The 16476-nt window shown below is 67.6% G+C and carries 14 protein-coding genes; 7 read left to right on the top strand and 7 right to left on the bottom strand.

The genetic code is table 11. The features are described 5' to 3' along the window. Nucleotides 1-5: 5 nt before the first annotated feature. Both ACFYO0_RS29095 and ACFYO0_RS29090 read right to left on the bottom strand, forming a co-directional pair. Nucleotides 6-4577, bottom strand: a complete 4572-nt coding sequence (locus ACFYO0_RS29095) for a DUF6531 domain-containing protein (RefSeq protein ID WP_388681893.1) — start codon at nt 4575-4577, stop codon at nt 6-8. 161 nt (nt 4578-4738) lie between these two features. Next, entirely contained in the window at nt 4739-5386 is a 648-nt protein-coding gene (locus ACFYO0_RS29090) for a hypothetical protein (protein ID WP_388681890.1), read from the bottom strand. 243 nt (nt 5387-5629) lie between these two features. Between ACFYO0_RS29090 and ACFYO0_RS29085 the strand changes: the two genes are divergently transcribed. The 4 genes from ACFYO0_RS29085 (at nt 5630) to ACFYO0_RS29070 (ending at nt 7656) form a co-directional block, all read left to right on the top strand. Then, entirely contained in the window at nt 5630-5872 is a 243-nt protein-coding gene (locus ACFYO0_RS29085) for a DUF5996 family protein (protein WP_388681888.1), read from the top strand. 152 nt (nt 5873-6024) lie between these two features. After that, the gene (locus ACFYO0_RS29080) at nt 6025-6624 is read left to right on the top strand and encodes a sulfite oxidase-like oxidoreductase (RefSeq protein WP_388681885.1); all 600 of its coding nucleotides are present in this window, start codon (nt 6025-6027) and stop codon (nt 6622-6624) included. After that, nucleotides 6594-7349, top strand: a complete 756-nt coding sequence (locus ACFYO0_RS29075) for a ferredoxin reductase (protein WP_388681882.1) — start codon at nt 6594-6596, stop codon at nt 7347-7349. Before ACFYO0_RS29080 ends, ACFYO0_RS29075 begins: the two co-directional genes overlap by 31 nt. Before the next feature lies 1 nt (nt 7350). Continuing rightward, nucleotides 7351-7656: a DUF6510 family protein gene (locus tag ACFYO0_RS29070; RefSeq protein ID WP_388681879.1), complete on the top strand. Its 306-nt coding sequence runs from the start codon at nt 7351-7353 to the stop codon at nt 7654-7656. A 166-nt stretch (nt 7657-7822) separates the two neighbouring features. Here the strand turns inward: ACFYO0_RS29070 and ACFYO0_RS29065 are convergent, their stop codons facing one another. Further along, the gene (locus ACFYO0_RS29065; RefSeq protein WP_388681876.1) at nt 7823-8446 is read right to left on the bottom strand and encodes a GPP34 family phosphoprotein; all 624 of its coding nucleotides are present in this window, start codon (nt 8444-8446) and stop codon (nt 7823-7825) included. Nucleotides 8447-9322: 876 nt separating this feature from the next. Here ACFYO0_RS29065 and ACFYO0_RS29060 point away from each other — a divergent pair. From ACFYO0_RS29060 to ACFYO0_RS29050, 3 genes are all read left to right on the top strand, one after another. Further along, nucleotides 9323-10594 carry a hypothetical protein gene (locus ACFYO0_RS29060; RefSeq protein ID WP_388681873.1) on the top strand — a complete coding sequence of 424 codons (1272 nt, stop codon included), beginning with the start codon at nt 9323-9325 and terminating at the stop codon, nt 10592-10594. 2147 nt (nt 10595-12741) lie between these two features. After that, the gene (locus ACFYO0_RS29055) at nt 12742-13026 is read left to right on the top strand and encodes a hypothetical protein (RefSeq protein WP_388681870.1); all 285 of its coding nucleotides are present in this window, start codon (nt 12742-12744) and stop codon (nt 13024-13026) included. A gap of 13 nt (nt 13027-13039) precedes the next feature. After that, nucleotides 13040-13366 carry a hypothetical protein gene (locus ACFYO0_RS29050; RefSeq protein ID WP_388681867.1) on the top strand — a complete coding sequence of 109 codons (327 nt, stop codon included), beginning with the start codon at nt 13040-13042 and terminating at the stop codon, nt 13364-13366. 236 nt (nt 13367-13602) lie between these two features. Here ACFYO0_RS29050 and ACFYO0_RS29045 read toward each other — a convergent pair whose 3' ends face one another. From ACFYO0_RS29045 to ACFYO0_RS29030, 4 genes are read right to left on the bottom strand one after another with little or no spacing between them, the layout of a single operon-like run. Then, nucleotides 13603-14196, bottom strand: a complete 594-nt coding sequence (locus ACFYO0_RS29045; protein WP_388681865.1) for a hypothetical protein — start codon at nt 14194-14196, stop codon at nt 13603-13605. Continuing rightward, a complete protein-coding gene (locus ACFYO0_RS29040; protein ID WP_388681862.1) occupies nt 14193-14822 on the bottom strand; it encodes a hypothetical protein in 630 nt (209 codons plus the stop codon). The genes ACFYO0_RS29045 and ACFYO0_RS29040 overlap by 4 nt, the downstream gene beginning before the upstream one ends. Further along, on the bottom strand, nt 14815-15264 hold the full coding sequence (locus ACFYO0_RS29035) for a hypothetical protein (protein ID WP_388681859.1): 450 nt from the start codon (nt 15262-15264) through the stop codon (nt 14815-14817). The genes ACFYO0_RS29040 and ACFYO0_RS29035 overlap by 8 nt, the downstream gene beginning before the upstream one ends. Next, on the bottom strand, nt 15261-16460 hold the full coding sequence (locus ACFYO0_RS29030; RefSeq protein ID WP_388681857.1) for a hypothetical protein: 1200 nt from the start codon (nt 16458-16460) through the stop codon (nt 15261-15263). Before ACFYO0_RS29030 ends, ACFYO0_RS29035 begins: the two co-directional genes overlap by 4 nt. Between the last annotated feature and the right edge of the window lie 16 nt (nt 16461-16476).

Below are 16476 nucleotides of genomic sequence, written 5' to 3'. Positions count from 1 at the left end.
CTCCTTTACGCACCCCTGCACGAGTAATTCGGCCCAGTGTCCTGACGGTATCGCGGAGCGCGCTGACCGTCACGGCCATTGTCCGCCCGGGTCATCGGTTCCATATCGGTTGTGTCATTATACCAAGCTTCACGGTCCGCATAACTGCTGTTATGACCCGTTTCATTCCAATGTTCGACGACACGCGGGTTGTGGTCGTACGTGAGAATGGCCGAGTCTCCCGGAATTACTTCGCCCGCGTTGTTGCGCCAGGTGAGCTGATCCCTCGGAATTCTGTTTCCGTTCTCGTCCAATGGCCATCCGTTGGCCGCACGGCCCTCGTCGGTGAATCGCGTGACCATGTCTTCGTGGGTCTCGGGCCAATACCCGTGTGGATACTCCGACGACCGGTTGTGCTGCGTCGCCGGAGCGTCGGGGTCCCTCTCCCACCGCCCGAGACCGTTGCGGGGCTGCGCCAGGCCCAGCGGGTCGATAAAGAACAAGGGGTGCGGGACGTATCCGTAGTGATTCGGCTGCGGGGCGAGTCCCAGCGGGTCGGGGGTGACATAACGTGCGTTCTGCGGATCGTAGTACCGCGCAAAGTTGTAGTTCCAGCCGGTCTCGGCATCGGCGTACTGTCCGGGAAACCGCAACGGGCAGTCGACTTCCGCGCCGGAGACCGCAGGAAGTGGGGCGGATGCCAGCTCGCATCCCCACAACTCCGTCCTGCGATGCCATACCAACTCGCCCTCGTAGCTGACGAGTTCAGTAGGAGTGCCGATCGTGTCCGTGACGACACCATGGCAGCGGACCCCGCTCGCATCTCGGTCTACCTGGGCCACGGAACGATGCGTGCCCGAGAAGTAGTCCCAGGCCGTGGCTCGCTCATCGTGGGTGATCTGCTCAGCAACACGGGTGCCATCCCAAGTGAATCGGGTTTCCTCGATCACCTTCCCGTCGGTATCCAGGCGCGCCTTTGCGCAGCGCCGTCCGGTGGGGTCGTACCGATAGCGCCATTGGTCGCCGTCCGGCGTGACGGTCGAAGTAAGCCTGTCCTGCGGGTCCCAAGCGAAAGTGGCGATGCGCTTCTGTCCGTTGAGGAGCCGCTTCACAGTGCGGACGGGCCGCCCTTGCCGGTCGTATTCGTAACTCGTGCGCCCCGACCTCAGCAGCCTGCTTCCGGTGTACTCCCTCGTCGTTGGAGCGTCACCGGCCGAAGGGGCAGTCGACTCGCGGACGTTGCCGAGGCCGTCGTACGCGTAGGTCTCGGTCCAGTCGCGCGCGCGGACCGTGGTGACGCGTCCGGCGCGGTCGAGGTCGAATGCGCGTTGTCCGGTGGTGAGTTCCGCGATCCCGGAGAGCAGCCCGTCCGGACGGTAGGTATACGTCCGTTCCTGCAGGAGCGACTCGCCGGCCTGTCCGGTGCCGCGGATCGACTGCCCAGCCAGGCGCCCCATCGCATCCCAGGTCTGGGTGAGCGTCGCTGCGGCCCCGAACTCCCGGCTGAGCTCCCGTCCAAGGGCATCGTAGGTGAACGCGATCCTGTGTCCTGCGGCGTCCAGCGAAGCCGGGCGCCCAACGGCATCGTACGTCCAGGTGGAAACGATCCCGCTGGGAGTACGGCGCTCCGTGCGTCGCCCCAAAGCGTCGTACGTGTACGTGGTCTCGGCACCATCCAGTACCTCGCGCACCAGGTGCCCCCGGGCGTCATAGGCACACTCCAGCGTGCTCTCGTCGTTGTCAGCGTGCACGAGGCGTCCCGCCGGGTCGTAGGCGAAGACGGACACCCGGTCGCCGCTACGCTGCTCGACCACCCGGCCCAGTGCGTCCCGGACGAGGGCGATCTCGTCGCCGACGCCGTTGGTGCGGGAGGCGACGCGCCCCGCCGCGTCGTAGGTGTAGGTGAGTGTGCGCCCTTCGAAGTCCGTTTCCGAGACGAGGCGGTTGGTCTCGTCGTATACGTACTCCCAGGTCCGGCCCTGCGGGTTCGTCACCTTCGTCAGGTTCACTTCGGTGTCGTAGGTGAACCGATACTGGGTGCCGTCGCGGCCGGTGCGGGCGGTCGGCTGGTGGAAGTGTCCGGTCTTCGTGGTGGACCGGTTGCCCGACCTGTCGGTGTGAGCGATCAGGTGGCCCTCGCCATCCCACTCCCACCTCTCCCGGCTGCCGTCGGCCGCAAGGCGCCAGGCAGGGGCTCCCTCGACAGTCCAGCCCATACCCTCGACATGGCCTTCTACGTTGACGAGCCGAACTATGCGGCCAAATGCATCGCGCTCGGCACGCGTTGTGTGTCCGAGGGCGTCGGTATCCCCGGTCGCGAGGCCCGCCGGGTTGCACTCGATGCGGGTTACATGGCCGAGGGCGTCCACCACGGCCGTTGGGCACCCCTGCTCGTCGTAGGCGTATTGCCTCGAGTTCCCTGTCGGATCGACGATCGTCAGCCGATTGCCCCGTGCGTCGAAGGTCTGCTGCCACTCGGCTCCGTCGGCCTCGACCACTCGGACCGGCAGATCCAGCTCGTTGTACTCCGCCGTGGTGCGCAGGCCGTCCGGCCGTGTGACAGCGACGAGGTTGCCGCGCCTATCGTGTTCAAAGGTGGTGACGTGGCCCAGTGCGTCAGTCCTGGACACCGGCCTGTTGTAGCGGTCCCATTCGGTTCTGACGGCCCGGCCTTGCGCATCGACGATCTCCGTCCGCTGGAGGAGATCGTTGTAGCGATGAGTCGTGGTGCGGCCGAGCGAGTCGATGTAGCGGGTCTCCCGCTCTTCGGCGTCGTACTCGATGGTGCAGTCGAGGACACCGTCCATGCCCTCGCCGCGTATGCAGCGGTCCTGGTCGTCGTAGGTGTAGCTGTACCAGAACCCGTTTCGGTCGGTCCAGGATGTGATCCGCGCCCGGTCGTCATAGGTCAGCCGGTACGGCAGGCCGCTGGAGTTGTAGACCTCAGTGAGGTTGCCGTCCGCGCTGTAGGCATAACGGAGCAGCGTCACGCCTTCGGTCCCTGCCTCGGACTCCCTCAGACGCAGGCGCGTAATCCTGTCTCCTTCGGTATCGACGAAAACGTGGTAGCCGCCCGAGTGACGCACCGCTGTGGGTGCGCCGTCGGGGCCCCTGTCTATGTCGATCCGGTGACCATTGCGGTCACTCAAGGCCGCCAGTGGAAGGGTGAACGCCTCGGCGGCGGAGGGTGGTTGGGAAGTCGCTGCGAAGTGACGAGTGCGGCCGGTGGCAGGATCGGTGATGCGGATGGGGGCTTCTGACCCGCCGTCCCAGTCCAGCTGCCAGCGCGGTCCTTCAAGCGGCAGAGTCGCCGTTCCGGGCTCGGGAACCGGGTAGACCAGGATCATCCCGTCCTCTGCGGCGAAGACGACACCCTCGCTGTCGAGTTCCAGCCGCTCGTCGAGCGTCGAGGCCCAGGAGGGGCCGAACCAGTGCCCCGACTCGTACGTCGACAGGTGGGTGCGGCGCAAAACGAGCGGGAGCAGGCCGGCTAGGGCGACATCGACCTCCTCCATGATCATCTCGCCGGAGACCATGTCGATCGGGTCGCCACCCTTGCACCGGCCATTGGCTGGCTTACTACTGGCGACAGCGTCGTCGGCACCGCGCCTCAGACCGTTCTTCAGGCCCTTGGCCATGCCCTTGAGGCCCATAGCACCCGCGGACTTCAGACCTTTGGCGAGGCCGCCGAGGGTCGTCAGGCCCTTCATACCCGGGATGCAGTCCAGCGCCGCGAACGCCACATCCCATAGCGATGCTTGGCCCTTCGCGTACTTGTTGAGGGTGTCGGCCAGCACCACCAAGGCGGCGACCAGGACGATCGCGCCCAGGATCGGCCCGCCGATGATCATCGCGATGATGCCGACAACCGCCACGACGACCTTGCAGACCGTGACGATGGTGTCCCAGTTGTCGGAAACCCAGTCCCCCACCTCCTCGTACCAGGCACGGTTCTGGATCCCCGCGTCGGAAGCCTCCTCCAGCTTGTTCTTGGCCTCCCGCGCGGCGTCCTCACGCATCTGCCGCGCGTCCGCGGCCATCTTCTTCGCCGCATCCAACGCGCTCTGCGCGGCAGTCACATCCGACTGGGCGGCAGTCTGGGCCGACTTGGCGTTGGTCGCATCCCGCGTGGCGGCACGCACCTTGGACTCATCCGGCTTCGGGACATCCTTGCCCGCCGACCCTGGATCGTCCTTGTACTTGTCCGCTTCCTTGGTGGCCCGGGTTACCCACGAATCGGCCGTCGACAGCCGGGACTTGGCCGACGCCAGATCCACCTGCGCCTCCCGCCCCTTGACCAGCGCCCTGTCCGCCAGCGCCTGCGCACGCTCCAACTTCGGCCAGTACGCCGCCAAAGCGTCCCCGGCCAAGTCGTAGGACTTCTTCAGCTTCTTCAGGTTCTTCGGAACCCCGGAGAACTCGTCACGGAAGACATCGGCGGTCTTGCCCACCATCGTCAGGACGGCATCCTCCTCCGCCATCCCCTTCACCAACCGCAGCGCGCCCTGCACATCATCGGCGAAGTCATGCAACTGCCGGGCCAACGACCGCACCCGCTCCGGATCCCCCGGCGTCGGATCCTTCTCCAGATCCAGCACATGCCAGTCCGTCGGCCGATACCCCGCCACGCCGCAACCCCCGTCACACCAACCCCGTCAACCACACATACGCACAAGTGAAGTTACTGGGTACGAGCGTTCGATGTGAAGGCCGCATGGGGACGCAGGGGGGAGGCGAAGCCCCCGCGCTCCCACAGGTCCTACTCCGCGAAGCGGAACGTGGACGTGATCGCGTCGAAGATGTCGAAGAACGAGTCCGCGAGGTCCAGCACCTGGCTGCTCCCGGCGATGAGGGCGACCTTGCCCTCCTGGCCGGGGACGGGGATGAACGTTTGCATGAGTACGGCACGAATGGTGCGGTTGAGGCTGTCGCCGGGGACCGGGATGTCCTCGATGCCGTACGTACGCGCCGCCGGCCCGACGCCGGGGATGTCAACGATCGTGACCTTCCGCCACGCGTCGCCCTCCTTCTTGGCTTCGCGCACGGCGAGTTGGCCCGCGATGACCTGGGGGTCGGTGGAGAGAGGGTCGCCGGCCTGCGTACGTCCGCCGACGAGCGAGACGGTGATCGAGCCGGTGATCGAGGTGTCCCCGCCGAAGCTCTCCGCCATACAACCGCAGTACAGCGCGCCCGACTTCCAGGCGTCGGCCGCCGACTTCTGCAGGAAGGCGGTGTACGTGTCCCGGTACTTGGCCAACTCCGGGCGGTCCCGCACCCGTTCGCTCACCATCCTGCGTATGGAGTCGTCCCGCGACTCGGGCCGCACGTCGAACTCCCACCACGACTCCGGCACCTTGATCCGAAAGCCACCGCGCTCGATGGTGAGGGCCTCCATGTAGCGGGCCATGTTCGTTGTTCTCCCCCGGTTCCGACGCAGGCTGGTGCTCATAAGCCTACGAGGCCACGTACTCCTCGTTCGGGCGGCTCATGGGCACGCTCCCCGCATACTCATCGCCACGGCCGCGACAACAGGGCTGAGCTGACCCGCCGTACGCATGGGACTCGACTGAGGTGCGGGGCGCGGCGCCTCCGGCGACCGAGCCGCGACTCACCGACTCGCTTCCGGGCCGCCGGGCCGCCGAAGGAGCCAGTGGCGGGCGAGGCGGAGGCACTGCTCGCACCCGGGTCTGCCGAGTGGGTGGCGCGCCGCGGCAGTCACCCGGCCATGCTCCTCTACGACGCAGCCCGTGCCGAAGCTCACCCCCGCGCCGCCGTGCTCACCTTCTACGACAGCGCCTATCAGGCCACAGCCGGGCGTGCCGACTGGGACGTGGCCGGGCTCGCCTGCTCCGGAGGCATAACGGACCAGCACCTGGCGGCGCCTCCCACCTGAACGGCCACGGTGGCGCGCGAGCGCTCGCGGTCGAGGCCTCGCGGCGGGTGCCGCCCCATCGGTTTCTTGCTCCACCAGTTGCTCTGATGCGCCAGGTCATCAACGATGGCGGAGAGTGCACCTTCAGAGAATTCCGAGAATGGCGGCACGGCATGGCTGTTGTTTCACGCGGATTCCGCGGCCGACCAGGCGATACGCACCACAAACTGCCTCCCGGGCAGTACGAGACCACCGATTTCCCGGTCCTGTCCGCCGGCCCCACGCCGAGGGTGGACCGTGACACGTGGGAGTTCACCATCCGCACCGAGACGGGCGCGCGGCACAGCTGGAGCTGGGCGCAGCTCATGGCGTTGCCCAGCCAGACGCCGACGGTGGACCTGCACTGCGTCACGAAGTGGTCGAAGTTCGCCAGCGAGTGGCAGGGGGTCTCGTTGGATCTCCTTCTGGAGGACGTGGAGACCGCTGCCGAATTCAGGCTCGTCCATTCCTACGGTGGTTACACGACCAACCTGCCTCTGGAGGACCTGCTCGACGGGAAGGCGTGGATCGCGTACCGCTACGACGGGGAAGAGCTGGCGCCCGAGCACGGCGGCCCGGCCAGGCTGCTGGTCCCGCATCTGTATCTGTGGAAGTCCGCGAAGTGGGTGCGCGGGATCCAGCTGCTCCTCGATGACGAACCGGGCTTCTGGGAGAGCGCCGGCTATCACGCATACGGGGACCCATGGCGCGAGCAGCGGTACCAGGGCGACTAGGCGACCGGCTGCGCTGGAAGACGGCCCGGCTGGCCGAACGGCGCCCCGAGTCCCCCGCCGCGCACACCCTGGTCTTCGACGTCCCTGGCTGGCCGGGCCATCTGGCGGGCCAGCATGTCGATGTGCGGCTCACCGCGGAGGACGGCTACAGCACACAGCGCAGCTACTCCCTGGCATCGGCGCCGGACGGCGAGCGCATCGAGCTGACCGTGCAGCGCGTCACCGACGGCGAGGTGTCCCCGTACCTGACGGACGAACTCGCGGTCGACGACCTGGTGGAACTGCGCGGACCGGTCGGTGGCTGGTTCGTGTGGCGCCCCGAGCAGAAGGAACCGGTCCTGCTCGTGGCCGGCGGCTCCGGCCTGGTGCCGCTGATGGCGATGATCCGCGTCCGCCGCGCGGTCGCCAGCCGTACGCCCTTCCGGCTGGTGTACTCCGTGCGCACGCCCGAGGACCAGCTCTACGCACCGGAGTTGGGCCGGGACGATCCCGGCCTGGACAAGACGTACCTCTACACCCGCTCCACCCCGCCACAGTGGCCGAGGCCCGCCGGGCGCCTCACCCCAGCAGACCTCACGCGCGCCGGGTGGCCGCCGGATTTCGAACCCACCTGCTACGTCTGCGGGCCCACCGGCTTCGTCGAAGCAGCCGCAGACCTGCTGGTAGCCCTGGGCCACGCCCCGGACCGCATTCGCACCGAACGTTTCGGCCCCAGCGGAGGATGAGATGCCCCACCAGCCCCACGAGGACCATTACACCGGCCAGTACGAATACGAGTACGAGGACGGCAACGCCCTGGCCGGACCCCTCTCCGAAATCCTCGCGGTCGACCCGACCACTGTTCTCGGCCGCTGCACCGGCTGTGGCAGCGACTGGCCTCTGGCGCGGCTGCACGTCTACGCACACGCCCCGGGATACGTCGGCCGCTGCCCGGACTGCGATCACGTGATCCTCCGCCTCGTCCGCAGCCCCGACAAAGCCTGGCTCGACCTCCGCGGCACCGTCGCCCTCACCGTCCCCCTCGGCACCTGACCGCTCAGCACGGACGGGGGGATCACTCCTTCAAACACCCTCCTGGCCAGGACGTGGCTGTGCAGAGTGTGCCCAGCGGTTCGATCGGCGGATGGTGCCGTCCCCGAGGTGACAGGTAAGGGACACCGTGAGCATGGTGACGGCGACACCACCGAGCGTGCGGTCCTTATTCACCCCGCCAGATGTTGTCGAAGGCCGCCTCGTCGAGGGCTCGCCGCTGCCGTTCGGCCTCCAGGCCCCTCACGGCGTCATGGACGGCGGCGAGCACTGTCGCCACGGCATCGTCGGCCACGCTTGGTGACTCTCCCGTCGGCTTGTCGCCGATCCCCACGTTGTCTCCGATCCCCACGGCCGCCGCGAGGGCGGCGAGGATGGGCTCATCCGAGGCATAGCGGTTCGCCGCGTGGCGGCGTGCGGGCGAATCCCCCAGCACCAGGTGAGTGGGCTGGAAGATCAGCCAGCGGCGGTGGCGTTGCCGACTGAGCTGCCCTTCCGCTTCAAGGGCCGCCAGATAAGCCGCGGACAGGTCGCGACCCCTGCGCCACAGCCATTCGTCGACTGAGTCGTACGGCGCTTGTCGCGCGAGCGACGACTCAGCCTCATCCAACATCCGATCAGCCACGGCATGATCACTCGGCACGATGTGATCACCGGCCAGTGTGATGGCTTGGGCATCCAGGAGGTCGATCAGCTCGGCTCCCGCGAGGGCAAGTGACAGATCGCCCCGTTCCAGGGTGCGGCTGGCCTGCAGGTCCATGGCGATGATCAAAAGGTCCCGTGGCGTCGTCATGAATGGCTCCATCTCACCTCGAGGAGCTGGAGGCGAGTGACGCGGTGCGCCAGGTGTACCTCGGCCCGCCGACGACACTCCCGTACAAGCCTACGGAGCGAGGACGACAGCCGCACCCCAGCCGGTCCAGTCCCCGTTTCGCCAAAGCGAACGGATAAGTAGAGTGCCGCGAATGAGATTACGGGGCCCACGGGACGGACGGTACGCACGGAACGTGCAGGCGACAGCGATCACTCCCTACGACTACGACGTACGCCACGCAACCCTGTACCCGTACCCACGGCGGCGCTGCCCCTGGAGGCGCCGACAGACCCGTCGACCGCGTACTTGCGTCGCACGGCGCGTACCGAACTCCGGACACTGGCAAGGGAGTTCAACGACCGAGACGGACAACCCGACCCCACCGTCACCGCCCCCGAGGCAGGCACCCGCGCCTGGGACTGCTTCGACGCAGCGATGCTGCTGGTCGACGCCGATGTCGGAATCGACGAAGACACGGTGGAGCCCGCCTCCCTGGTGGCGGTCATCGTCCTCTCCCGCGCCGGCCGGGCTGCCCTCGCCGGCGACACCAACAACCGCTGCTGCGGCCTGAACCCCCTGCACGGCCCGGCGGTCAGCCGCCATCACGTACGCATCTCCGGTCCCGCCGAGCCCGTACGCCGACGCCTGCTCCCCGTCTGCGAGGTGTGCCGCAAACACGGCCATCGCCGAGCCGGGCACGGTACACACGCTCCGGATGACGCTGCAGGGGCAGGGGCGGGGGCAAGGGCAGAGGACGGGGCGCGACGAGCGCATACCGTACGAGGAGGCCGAGGGCCCCCTTCCCGCCGTACGCGACGGAATTTCCCAACTCATCTATCACGTACGGGAGTGCCAGTGTCAGCTAAGCGAGTCCCCGCCGTCCTCATCTTCACCGCACTCGTGACCGCGCTGCTCCTCGCCGCTGTCCCGGCGGCGGCCTGGGCGAAGGCCCCGAGCCCCGGCGAACGCATCACGAACGCCCTGCGCTCGTCGCCCGTGTACGTCGACCCTGCGTACGAGGGCTCGGTCCCACCCGACCGGCAACAGGAGCTGGCCGACCAGATCGCGCGAACCGGCCTCCCCATCAAGGTGGTTCTGACTCCCCTCACCAAGGGCGACCCCTTCAACGGCGACTCGGCCACACTCGCGGAGATCGTCCACGACCGCCTCGGCGTGCGCGACCTGATCCTCATCACCACGGACGGCGACTTCACCGACTCCCTGAACGGTTACGAATGGCCGGGCGAGGCCCACCAGGCGCAGGATGCGGTGACCGCGGTCGGTTTCCTGGACGAGATGGAGGACGCGGGCCTGGCGGACCGGACGGCGAAGGCGATCGAGCTGGTGGAGGAGGAGGACGGGGAGAAGGCGTACGAGGAGGCGACGGAGGACTTGGGCGACAGCTCGTCCCCATCGAACTCCCGCCCTGACAGAAACACTTCAACGCCGCCCTGGCTGTGGCCGACACTGATCGCCGTACTGGCGCTCGCGGCAGCCTTCGTCGCCTTCCTCTTCGTACGCCGCCGAGGCACGCCCCTCCCATACCACCGTGCCGTGCTCACCGCGGCCCGCACGGCCGACGAGGCGGAACTCCGCCGCCGGGCCGAGGCGGAGATTCTTTCCCTCGGCGAATCGGTCCAGTCGGCAGCCCCATCAACCCCCGCCCTCCAACGCGTCCTTGACGCCTACGCCGCCGCCGGCACCGTCCTCGACGCATCCCGCGGTGTCCCGGACCTGGCCGGAGTCCTGGCCCTGGTCGCCGAGGGCCACGACGCCCTGGCAGCCTCCGCCACCCCCACTCCCCTCCCCCTCTGCTTCTTCAACCCCCTCCACGGCCGCGCCACTTCCCGCACCAACTGGCGGCTCCTCGGCCACCGCGAATCGCTCAGGGTGGCGACGTGCGCTACCTGCACCGAGGCGGTGCGCTCGCGACGCGCTCCGGAGGTACTCATGGACACGACGGAGCACGACGACCGACCTGTGCCGTACTTCGAGGTGTCCAACAGCCTCTGGGCGAGGACGGGGTACGGCTCCCTGCTGGCAGGTCCGGATGACTGCTTGGCGCTCCGGGTGGGGCGGGGTGACTTCTCGCGCGGCGTCACGGCTGCGGAACGGACGCGGGATTGACGGAGCGAGTGCCAACGTTCCTGTCTTGCGAGCATCATGACTGGTCGCAGGCCCGCCGGAGCGGCCTCCTTCGGCTCCCCGGGGAAGACCCGAGATTCAACCGACGGCGTCATGTCACCCCCGGCGAGCGGCCGCCCGGCTCCTTCTTTTGCCTTTCCTACGGAGCTTCCGCATACGCTCCCGCTCCCGCACCCGGCTTTCCTCGGCCCGCGCGGCACGCCATCGGTGGACGAGCCGGCCGACCACGCCCGCGGTAATGGCGTACGCGAGAAATGCGCTGCCCGTGCCCGGGATGTACTTGCAACTCGGCCCGGACCGGCAACCCCTGCCGGGGGTCGAGGGCATGCAGCATGTACATCCCGGCGCAGAACGCCAGCCCCCAGCAGAGCCCGGATCCCGCGGTATGCAACGCACGCCTGGGCCCAGCCCCCGCCACGAAGCCGGGCGCAAGCCGCAACCCGCCAAGGCTGCCGAAGACCGTCACCAACCCGAAAACGCCTCCGCCAGCCCAAGGCCCACCGGGCCAGCCCATCAGAGTCGGCGCTGAGTCGCGCACGAGCCACTTCAAGGTGCCGAGCCCGAACACGAGAACAACTCCGACGGTCGCCAGGACGATCAAGACCCCGACCATCCCAGCAGCGAACCGGAACCGCTCGTCACGCCAGACCAACGAACCCCTTTCACCTTCCAATGGGACCCCAGTCGCGACGCGCCTCGGAGGCTCGGGCGTCTGCGCGGTCAGGGCGGAAGCGCCACGGGCCCCGCTTCTGGAGACACGGCCCGTTAGCACCAGCACTACGGGCGTCAGCAGACTCCTCGGCACCCCGCGTCACACCTGGAACGCCGCCGCCAACGCGCAGGCCGCCGCGCCCTCTACCTGGCAACCCTGGGCATCGACGCGAGCCCGGCCCACATCCACGGCGTACGCGTACCGGCAGCCGCCCGGTGAACCACCACCCACCGGTACGGATGTGCGCCCGCTGCCACTGCACCACGAACGAACCGGTACTCGTCCACGAGGTCCACGCGGCAACCGGCCCCGGCTTCAACGTCTACGCCTGCAAGGACTGCGCCGAGCACTACCCACCCCTGACGGACGCCCTGGAACTCCTGGACACCACGGCACGCGCATCAACGGATGACGATCCGCGTCTACAAGGTCACAGAGGACGTCACCACCACTCAGGACCGCGGTGAACTCCACACCTGGACAGGCAGCCGCGTAGACCCAACTCCACGAATGGCCGCCTTCCCACCCTGCAGTTGCCGGAGATGCAGAACACCCCGATAACTCCCGCAAAGCCCCACTGCCGCGCCCTGCGACGGACGCCCTCCCCAGTGTCCGTCGCAGGGCGCGCCGGCTTGGACACGATCAGGACACAGAAGCCGACCGACTTGCTCTACTGGATCCCCAAATGCCCATGCCAACAAGGGAAGTCCAGCCTGGCGAAACCACCAGCCCCACGGATACCGTCATGGCTCTTGACTGAACCTATGCCTCACGGAGAGTCCACAGTGAAACGCCGCACTTTGCCCGTTGCTGCCGCGCTCACCGCGACCGCAGCCCTACTGCTGACCAACCGCTGATCGGAGCGGACGGCTCGCGGCCGGTTCAGCTTTCTGGAACCGGCCGCGCCCTACGCTGCCCAGGTGCCCATCGTCACGGCCGCGACTCAACGTGGACGATCGCTGCGACCGACGCTGAGGACCTCCACGGTCACCGTCTTCGTACGTGACACGGTAGAAGCCGAGGAGCAGTCGATAGATGCCGCCTGTGCCGAGGCGGGCGGCATTGGTCGGTCGGGGGGGCTCCGCGAGGTCGTATACCGCGGCCGTAACGAGCTAGGACGCGGCGCCGGTTGAGCCTGCGGACGTGCCGCAAGCCCCCCCCCGGCCGCGCGCCTCACCCTGGAGGAAGCCGCAAGCTGTCCTGACGGGCGTGCTGGTCGTGGACTTCAGCGGGGAGGCGGACCATGACGTTGGACATGGAGCACGCGTACGAGGCTCGCCCGGGTCCATGCGCCGCATGCGCACCACCCGTTTCCACTTGAGCGCTCCGTATCGCGGAATACGCGGAGCAGTCGGCACTATCGGTGGTGCGCCGAGCGGCTCTCGCCCTTGGATGCCGGAGGAACAGAGAGACAAGCATGAGTGCCGATACGGAGGACGAGGCGCAGGAGAGGCGTCCGCGGTACCGCGTCACGCTGGCGATCGGCACCGACTGCTACGTGCTCGCCGTGATCACAGGGATGTTCCTCCTGGAGGACGACTTCGGCTCCGGACTCCTCGTGCCCCTGTGGATCGTGCATTGGGTGCTTCTCGTCGTGCTGATCCGGAAGTTGGGGGCCGCCGGAGATTCCAGCGCGACCGCGGCGCTGTTCATCGTGTGCACCTCCCTGCCAGACGCCGGGCCAGGCAGACGTCACCGGTGAGGTGTTCTGGTCAGTGGCGTTCGCTCTCGCCGCGCTCGGCTCTGTCGGCTGGATGACACGGCGAGGATCGGACACCGCGAAGCAGCGGGACGACGAAAGACGGTCAGCCGCGATACGGAAGGCACAGGCCTCGCAGGAGCAGAAGCTGCGCGAGGCCCTGCGCACGTTCCCCGCCGACCGACACAGCTACATCAAGGTGCACCCGGAGGACTACCCCGACGTGTCGCAGCGCCGGGCCGCCCGGATCGCCTGGGACATGGGGCTGCGCGCGGAGGCGGCAGGCAGTCGGGGCTCGTGGCGCCTCGGGGAGACCGTGGTCGAAGAAGTCCCGCACGAATGAGCAGCCAAATGCCTGCCGCCAGGGCGTTCTGACGCGAAAGCCGCGTTCCATCGCCCACTTCAGGCCGAGGTCTTCACTCGACGCCATCCGTGGGCTTCGTCATGTGCTGATTGCAGTTGAGTGCCGATGATCTGCCCGTTGCGGAGCACCCGAGACCACGTCTGCACCGGGTCGAGTTGAGCTTCCACCACGGGATACACCGTTCCGCTGTCAACGACCGCGGACCGGGCGGCCGGTCATCCCCTGCCGGCCGTCACGCTGATCCGCCCGACAAATGCGTCGATGTCGTCCATGGCGCCAAGGACCCGGCGCGGGTCCGGGGCCGCGACGATGACCAGAACGTCGCAGTCGGCCTCCTCGCTGCGCCAGGCGTACCGCACGCCCGCGATGATCGTGCGATCCTCCTCCGTCTGCGTATAGCGCAAGGAACGCAAGCCGGTGCCGAGCGCTTCGGTGGTGAAGTCCTCCACGATCGGCTTCTCCACAAGGTCCGGGTCGTCCGTGGTGACCAGTTCCCGAAGAGTCTCCTCACGGTCTCCGTCCGCCTCGACAGAGGCGACGTATACGGGCAGCGGCATGAGCCGCGGGTCCGGCAGATGAAGGTAAACGTCGAAGCCAGGGTGGCTCTGCGGGAATCGCTCCGCGCAGGCCTGCAAGGTGGCGGCCAGGCCCTTGAGGTCCTTGCGGCTCGGTTCGAAGTCGCTGTCGCCCCACCATGCCTCGGACATGTAGCGGCCCCACTCCTTGGGCCCCTTCCACGGGGTGCCTTCCCACGAGCTCGGGATCTGCATCCACAGGTCGGTGTCGTAGTCCACATACGGCCAGCTCACGAGCGGCTCCAACGGAAGGTGGTCATCATCGCGTCGAACAGTTCCACAAAGAGGTCGGCGAGTTCGTCCTCGGGGTCGCCCGCTCCGAGGGTGGAGAAGACCACGCCGACCCAGCGTCCGCGGTCGCCGGGGACCGGGACGATGTAGTCGACATGGCGCGATCCCAGCTCTCCGCCGCCCGGGGCACCGGCGGCGACCGTCCGTTCCGTACGGACACCGCGTACCTCGTCGACCTCGACGAAACTTGTCTCACCATCCCGCCCGGGCGCCTCGAGGAGGCGGCGCGCCACGGCCGAGGGATCGACCGCGACCTCGTCTGGGAACTGCATCTCCGACACCACGATCGAGGCGGGGACGGCGATGCCGTGCATCTGCTCCAGCGGCAGGTACAGATCCAGCGCCTCGGCTCGCCTGGCTTCCTTGACGGCGTCCTTCAGGCGTCGTTCCAACTCACGCCGGTACGGACCGATTCTGTCGCGAGGCGCGTCCGCGGGTAGTGCGGCGAAGGCGTCGTCGACAATCGTCCGTATCGCCTCGTCGGTCCCGGATCGCATCGGGATGCGAACCCATTCCGGCGGCAGGATCAGCTGGTAGCCGTGGGGAGCTGTGATGGCGCGGTCAGTCACGGTTTCCCTTCCGCCGGATGCGGAGCTTCGGTAGCGCCCACTGGGTGAGGGGCGCCACCAGCGGGATCAGTACGTAGGCGAGCGAGTCCGTCGCGAACCCGGCCAGGCAGTTCAGGAGGGCGCCGCCGAAAACCACCACCGGAATGCCGAAGTCCCGCTGGGGCGAACGCTCGTACTTGAGGATCAGCCCGACCATGAAGGCCGTGGCCACGACGCCGGCCGGTCCCAGCACATACCGCAGGACGATCATCGCAACGTCGTCCGACGCCGCGCCCACGACCATGGCCGCGCAGAACAGGAGCGGCGGCACCATCGAGATCACACGCACAAAAGCGACGTCCTTGGAATAGGCACGCTCCGCTTCCTCCGGCGCCCGCGCCTTCTCCTGCCTGCTTCGCTCGAGGCCCTCGAAGTAGCGCTCGCCCGGCTCGCGGCGGGTCACCAAGTGGACCCGACTTCGGCGGTGTACTCGTTCTTGTAGTCCTGGAACGGCTCGAGATATGGCTTGTCGGTCACGGTGTCGCTGGCGCCGAGGGCCTTTCCGCCCAGGTCGATCCCCTGTCCGGCCATGAAGACTTGCTGGCTGTGGCGCAGATAGCTCTCGGCGCCCTGGCTGGCCGTGTGAACGCCGCTGTGTTCCACGTAGGAAGCCCGCGTCTTCACGATGTCCTTGTACGCCACGGCCGCGTCCTTGTCTCCACCTGCCTTGAGGATGTCCACCTTGCTGACCTTGGGCAACGGGGCCTTCGTAGCCAGCTTCTCGGCGCCCTCACCCGCCTTTGCGGCCAGCGCGTCCGCCTGCTCGATGGCTTCCCGGGCCGCGCGCTTCTGCGCCTTGGACGCGCCCTTGTTGGCGAGAGTACGGCCCGCTTGCCCATACACCTTGTTCATGCCGTTCTTCGCGGCACTGGTGGCGGCCTTCTTGGCGCCCTGCCCCGCAGCCAGTCGCGTTGCGGCCTGCCCGGCCTTCAGGCCGGACACCGCACCGCGTCCAAGGCCCATGGTGGCCAGCGCAAACACGTCCAGCGCGACATCTGCCCAGGAGCCCTGCCCAGCCGCAGCCATCGCCACTCTCGCCACCAGCACAGCGATCCCCGCAGCAAGGACCATTCCGATCCCGATACCGGAGACAAAGATCGCCGCGATAGCGAGCGCGGTAGCCACATAGCTGGCCACCTCGATGACTACCTTCAGCCAGCCGGCGTTCTTGTCGATCCAGTCCTTGACGTTGTCCCACCAGCTGTCAGTGAGGGGATCGTCGTCGATGGCCTTCTCGATCAACGACGCATAGTGGTCGGCCTGCTCGTGGTATCTGTCGGTGGCCTTCTTCAAGTCTTCCTTGGCCTGCCCCTTGTCGCTCTTGGCCAGTTCGAGCGCGTTCCCGGCGGCGGCCTGGGCGCTCCGCAACTCACCCGCCCAGCCCGACAGATGCGTCTTGACACCCTCGTACCGCTCTGCGGTCTGGTCGAGCTTTTTGCCGAGTTCGGCCGCCCCCTCGGTCAACTTGTCCGAGTACTTACCCTTCAAGCCCTCTTTTTTGGCAATCTTATGGAGTTTGTCGGCCTGGTCGCGCAGCTTCCTAGCGACGTTCTTCATGTGCTCGACTTCGTCCTCGATGTCCTTGACGGATCCGGGCACCGGATCACTGTCCGCC

It is taken from the genome of Streptomyces sp. NPDC006365, from assembly GCF_042870755.1.
In the GTDB taxonomy this organism is placed as follows: domain Bacteria; phylum Actinomycetota; class Actinomycetes; order Streptomycetales; family Streptomycetaceae; genus Streptomyces; species Streptomyces xiangluensis.
The sequence above is the reverse complement of the archived record's forward strand: the minus strand, read 5'-3'. Positions and strand labels throughout refer to the sequence as shown.

Excerpts from the sequence above, each read along its gene's own strand:
- ACFYO0_RS29090 (WP_388681890.1), bottom strand. The coding sequence starts at position 5,386 with ATGGCCCGCTACATGGAGGCCCTCACCATCGAGCGCGGTGGCTTTCGG.
- ACFYO0_RS29080 (WP_388681885.1), top strand. The coding sequence starts at position 6,025 with ATGGCTGTTGTTTCACGCGGATTCCGCGGCCGACCAGGCGATACGCAC.
- ACFYO0_RS29075 (WP_388681882.1), top strand. The coding sequence starts at position 6,594 with ATGGCGCGAGCAGCGGTACCAGGGCGACTAGGCGACCGGCTGCGCTGG.
- ACFYO0_RS29070 (WP_388681879.1), top strand. The coding sequence starts at position 7,351 with ATGCCCCACCAGCCCCACGAGGACCATTACACCGGCCAGTACGAATAC.
- ACFYO0_RS29065 (WP_388681876.1), bottom strand. The coding sequence starts at position 8,446 with ATGACGACGCCACGGGACCTTTTGATCATCGCCATGGACCTGCAGGCC.
- ACFYO0_RS29055 (WP_388681870.1), top strand. The coding sequence starts at position 12,742 with ATGAGTGCCGATACGGAGGACGAGGCGCAGGAGAGGCGTCCGCGGTAC.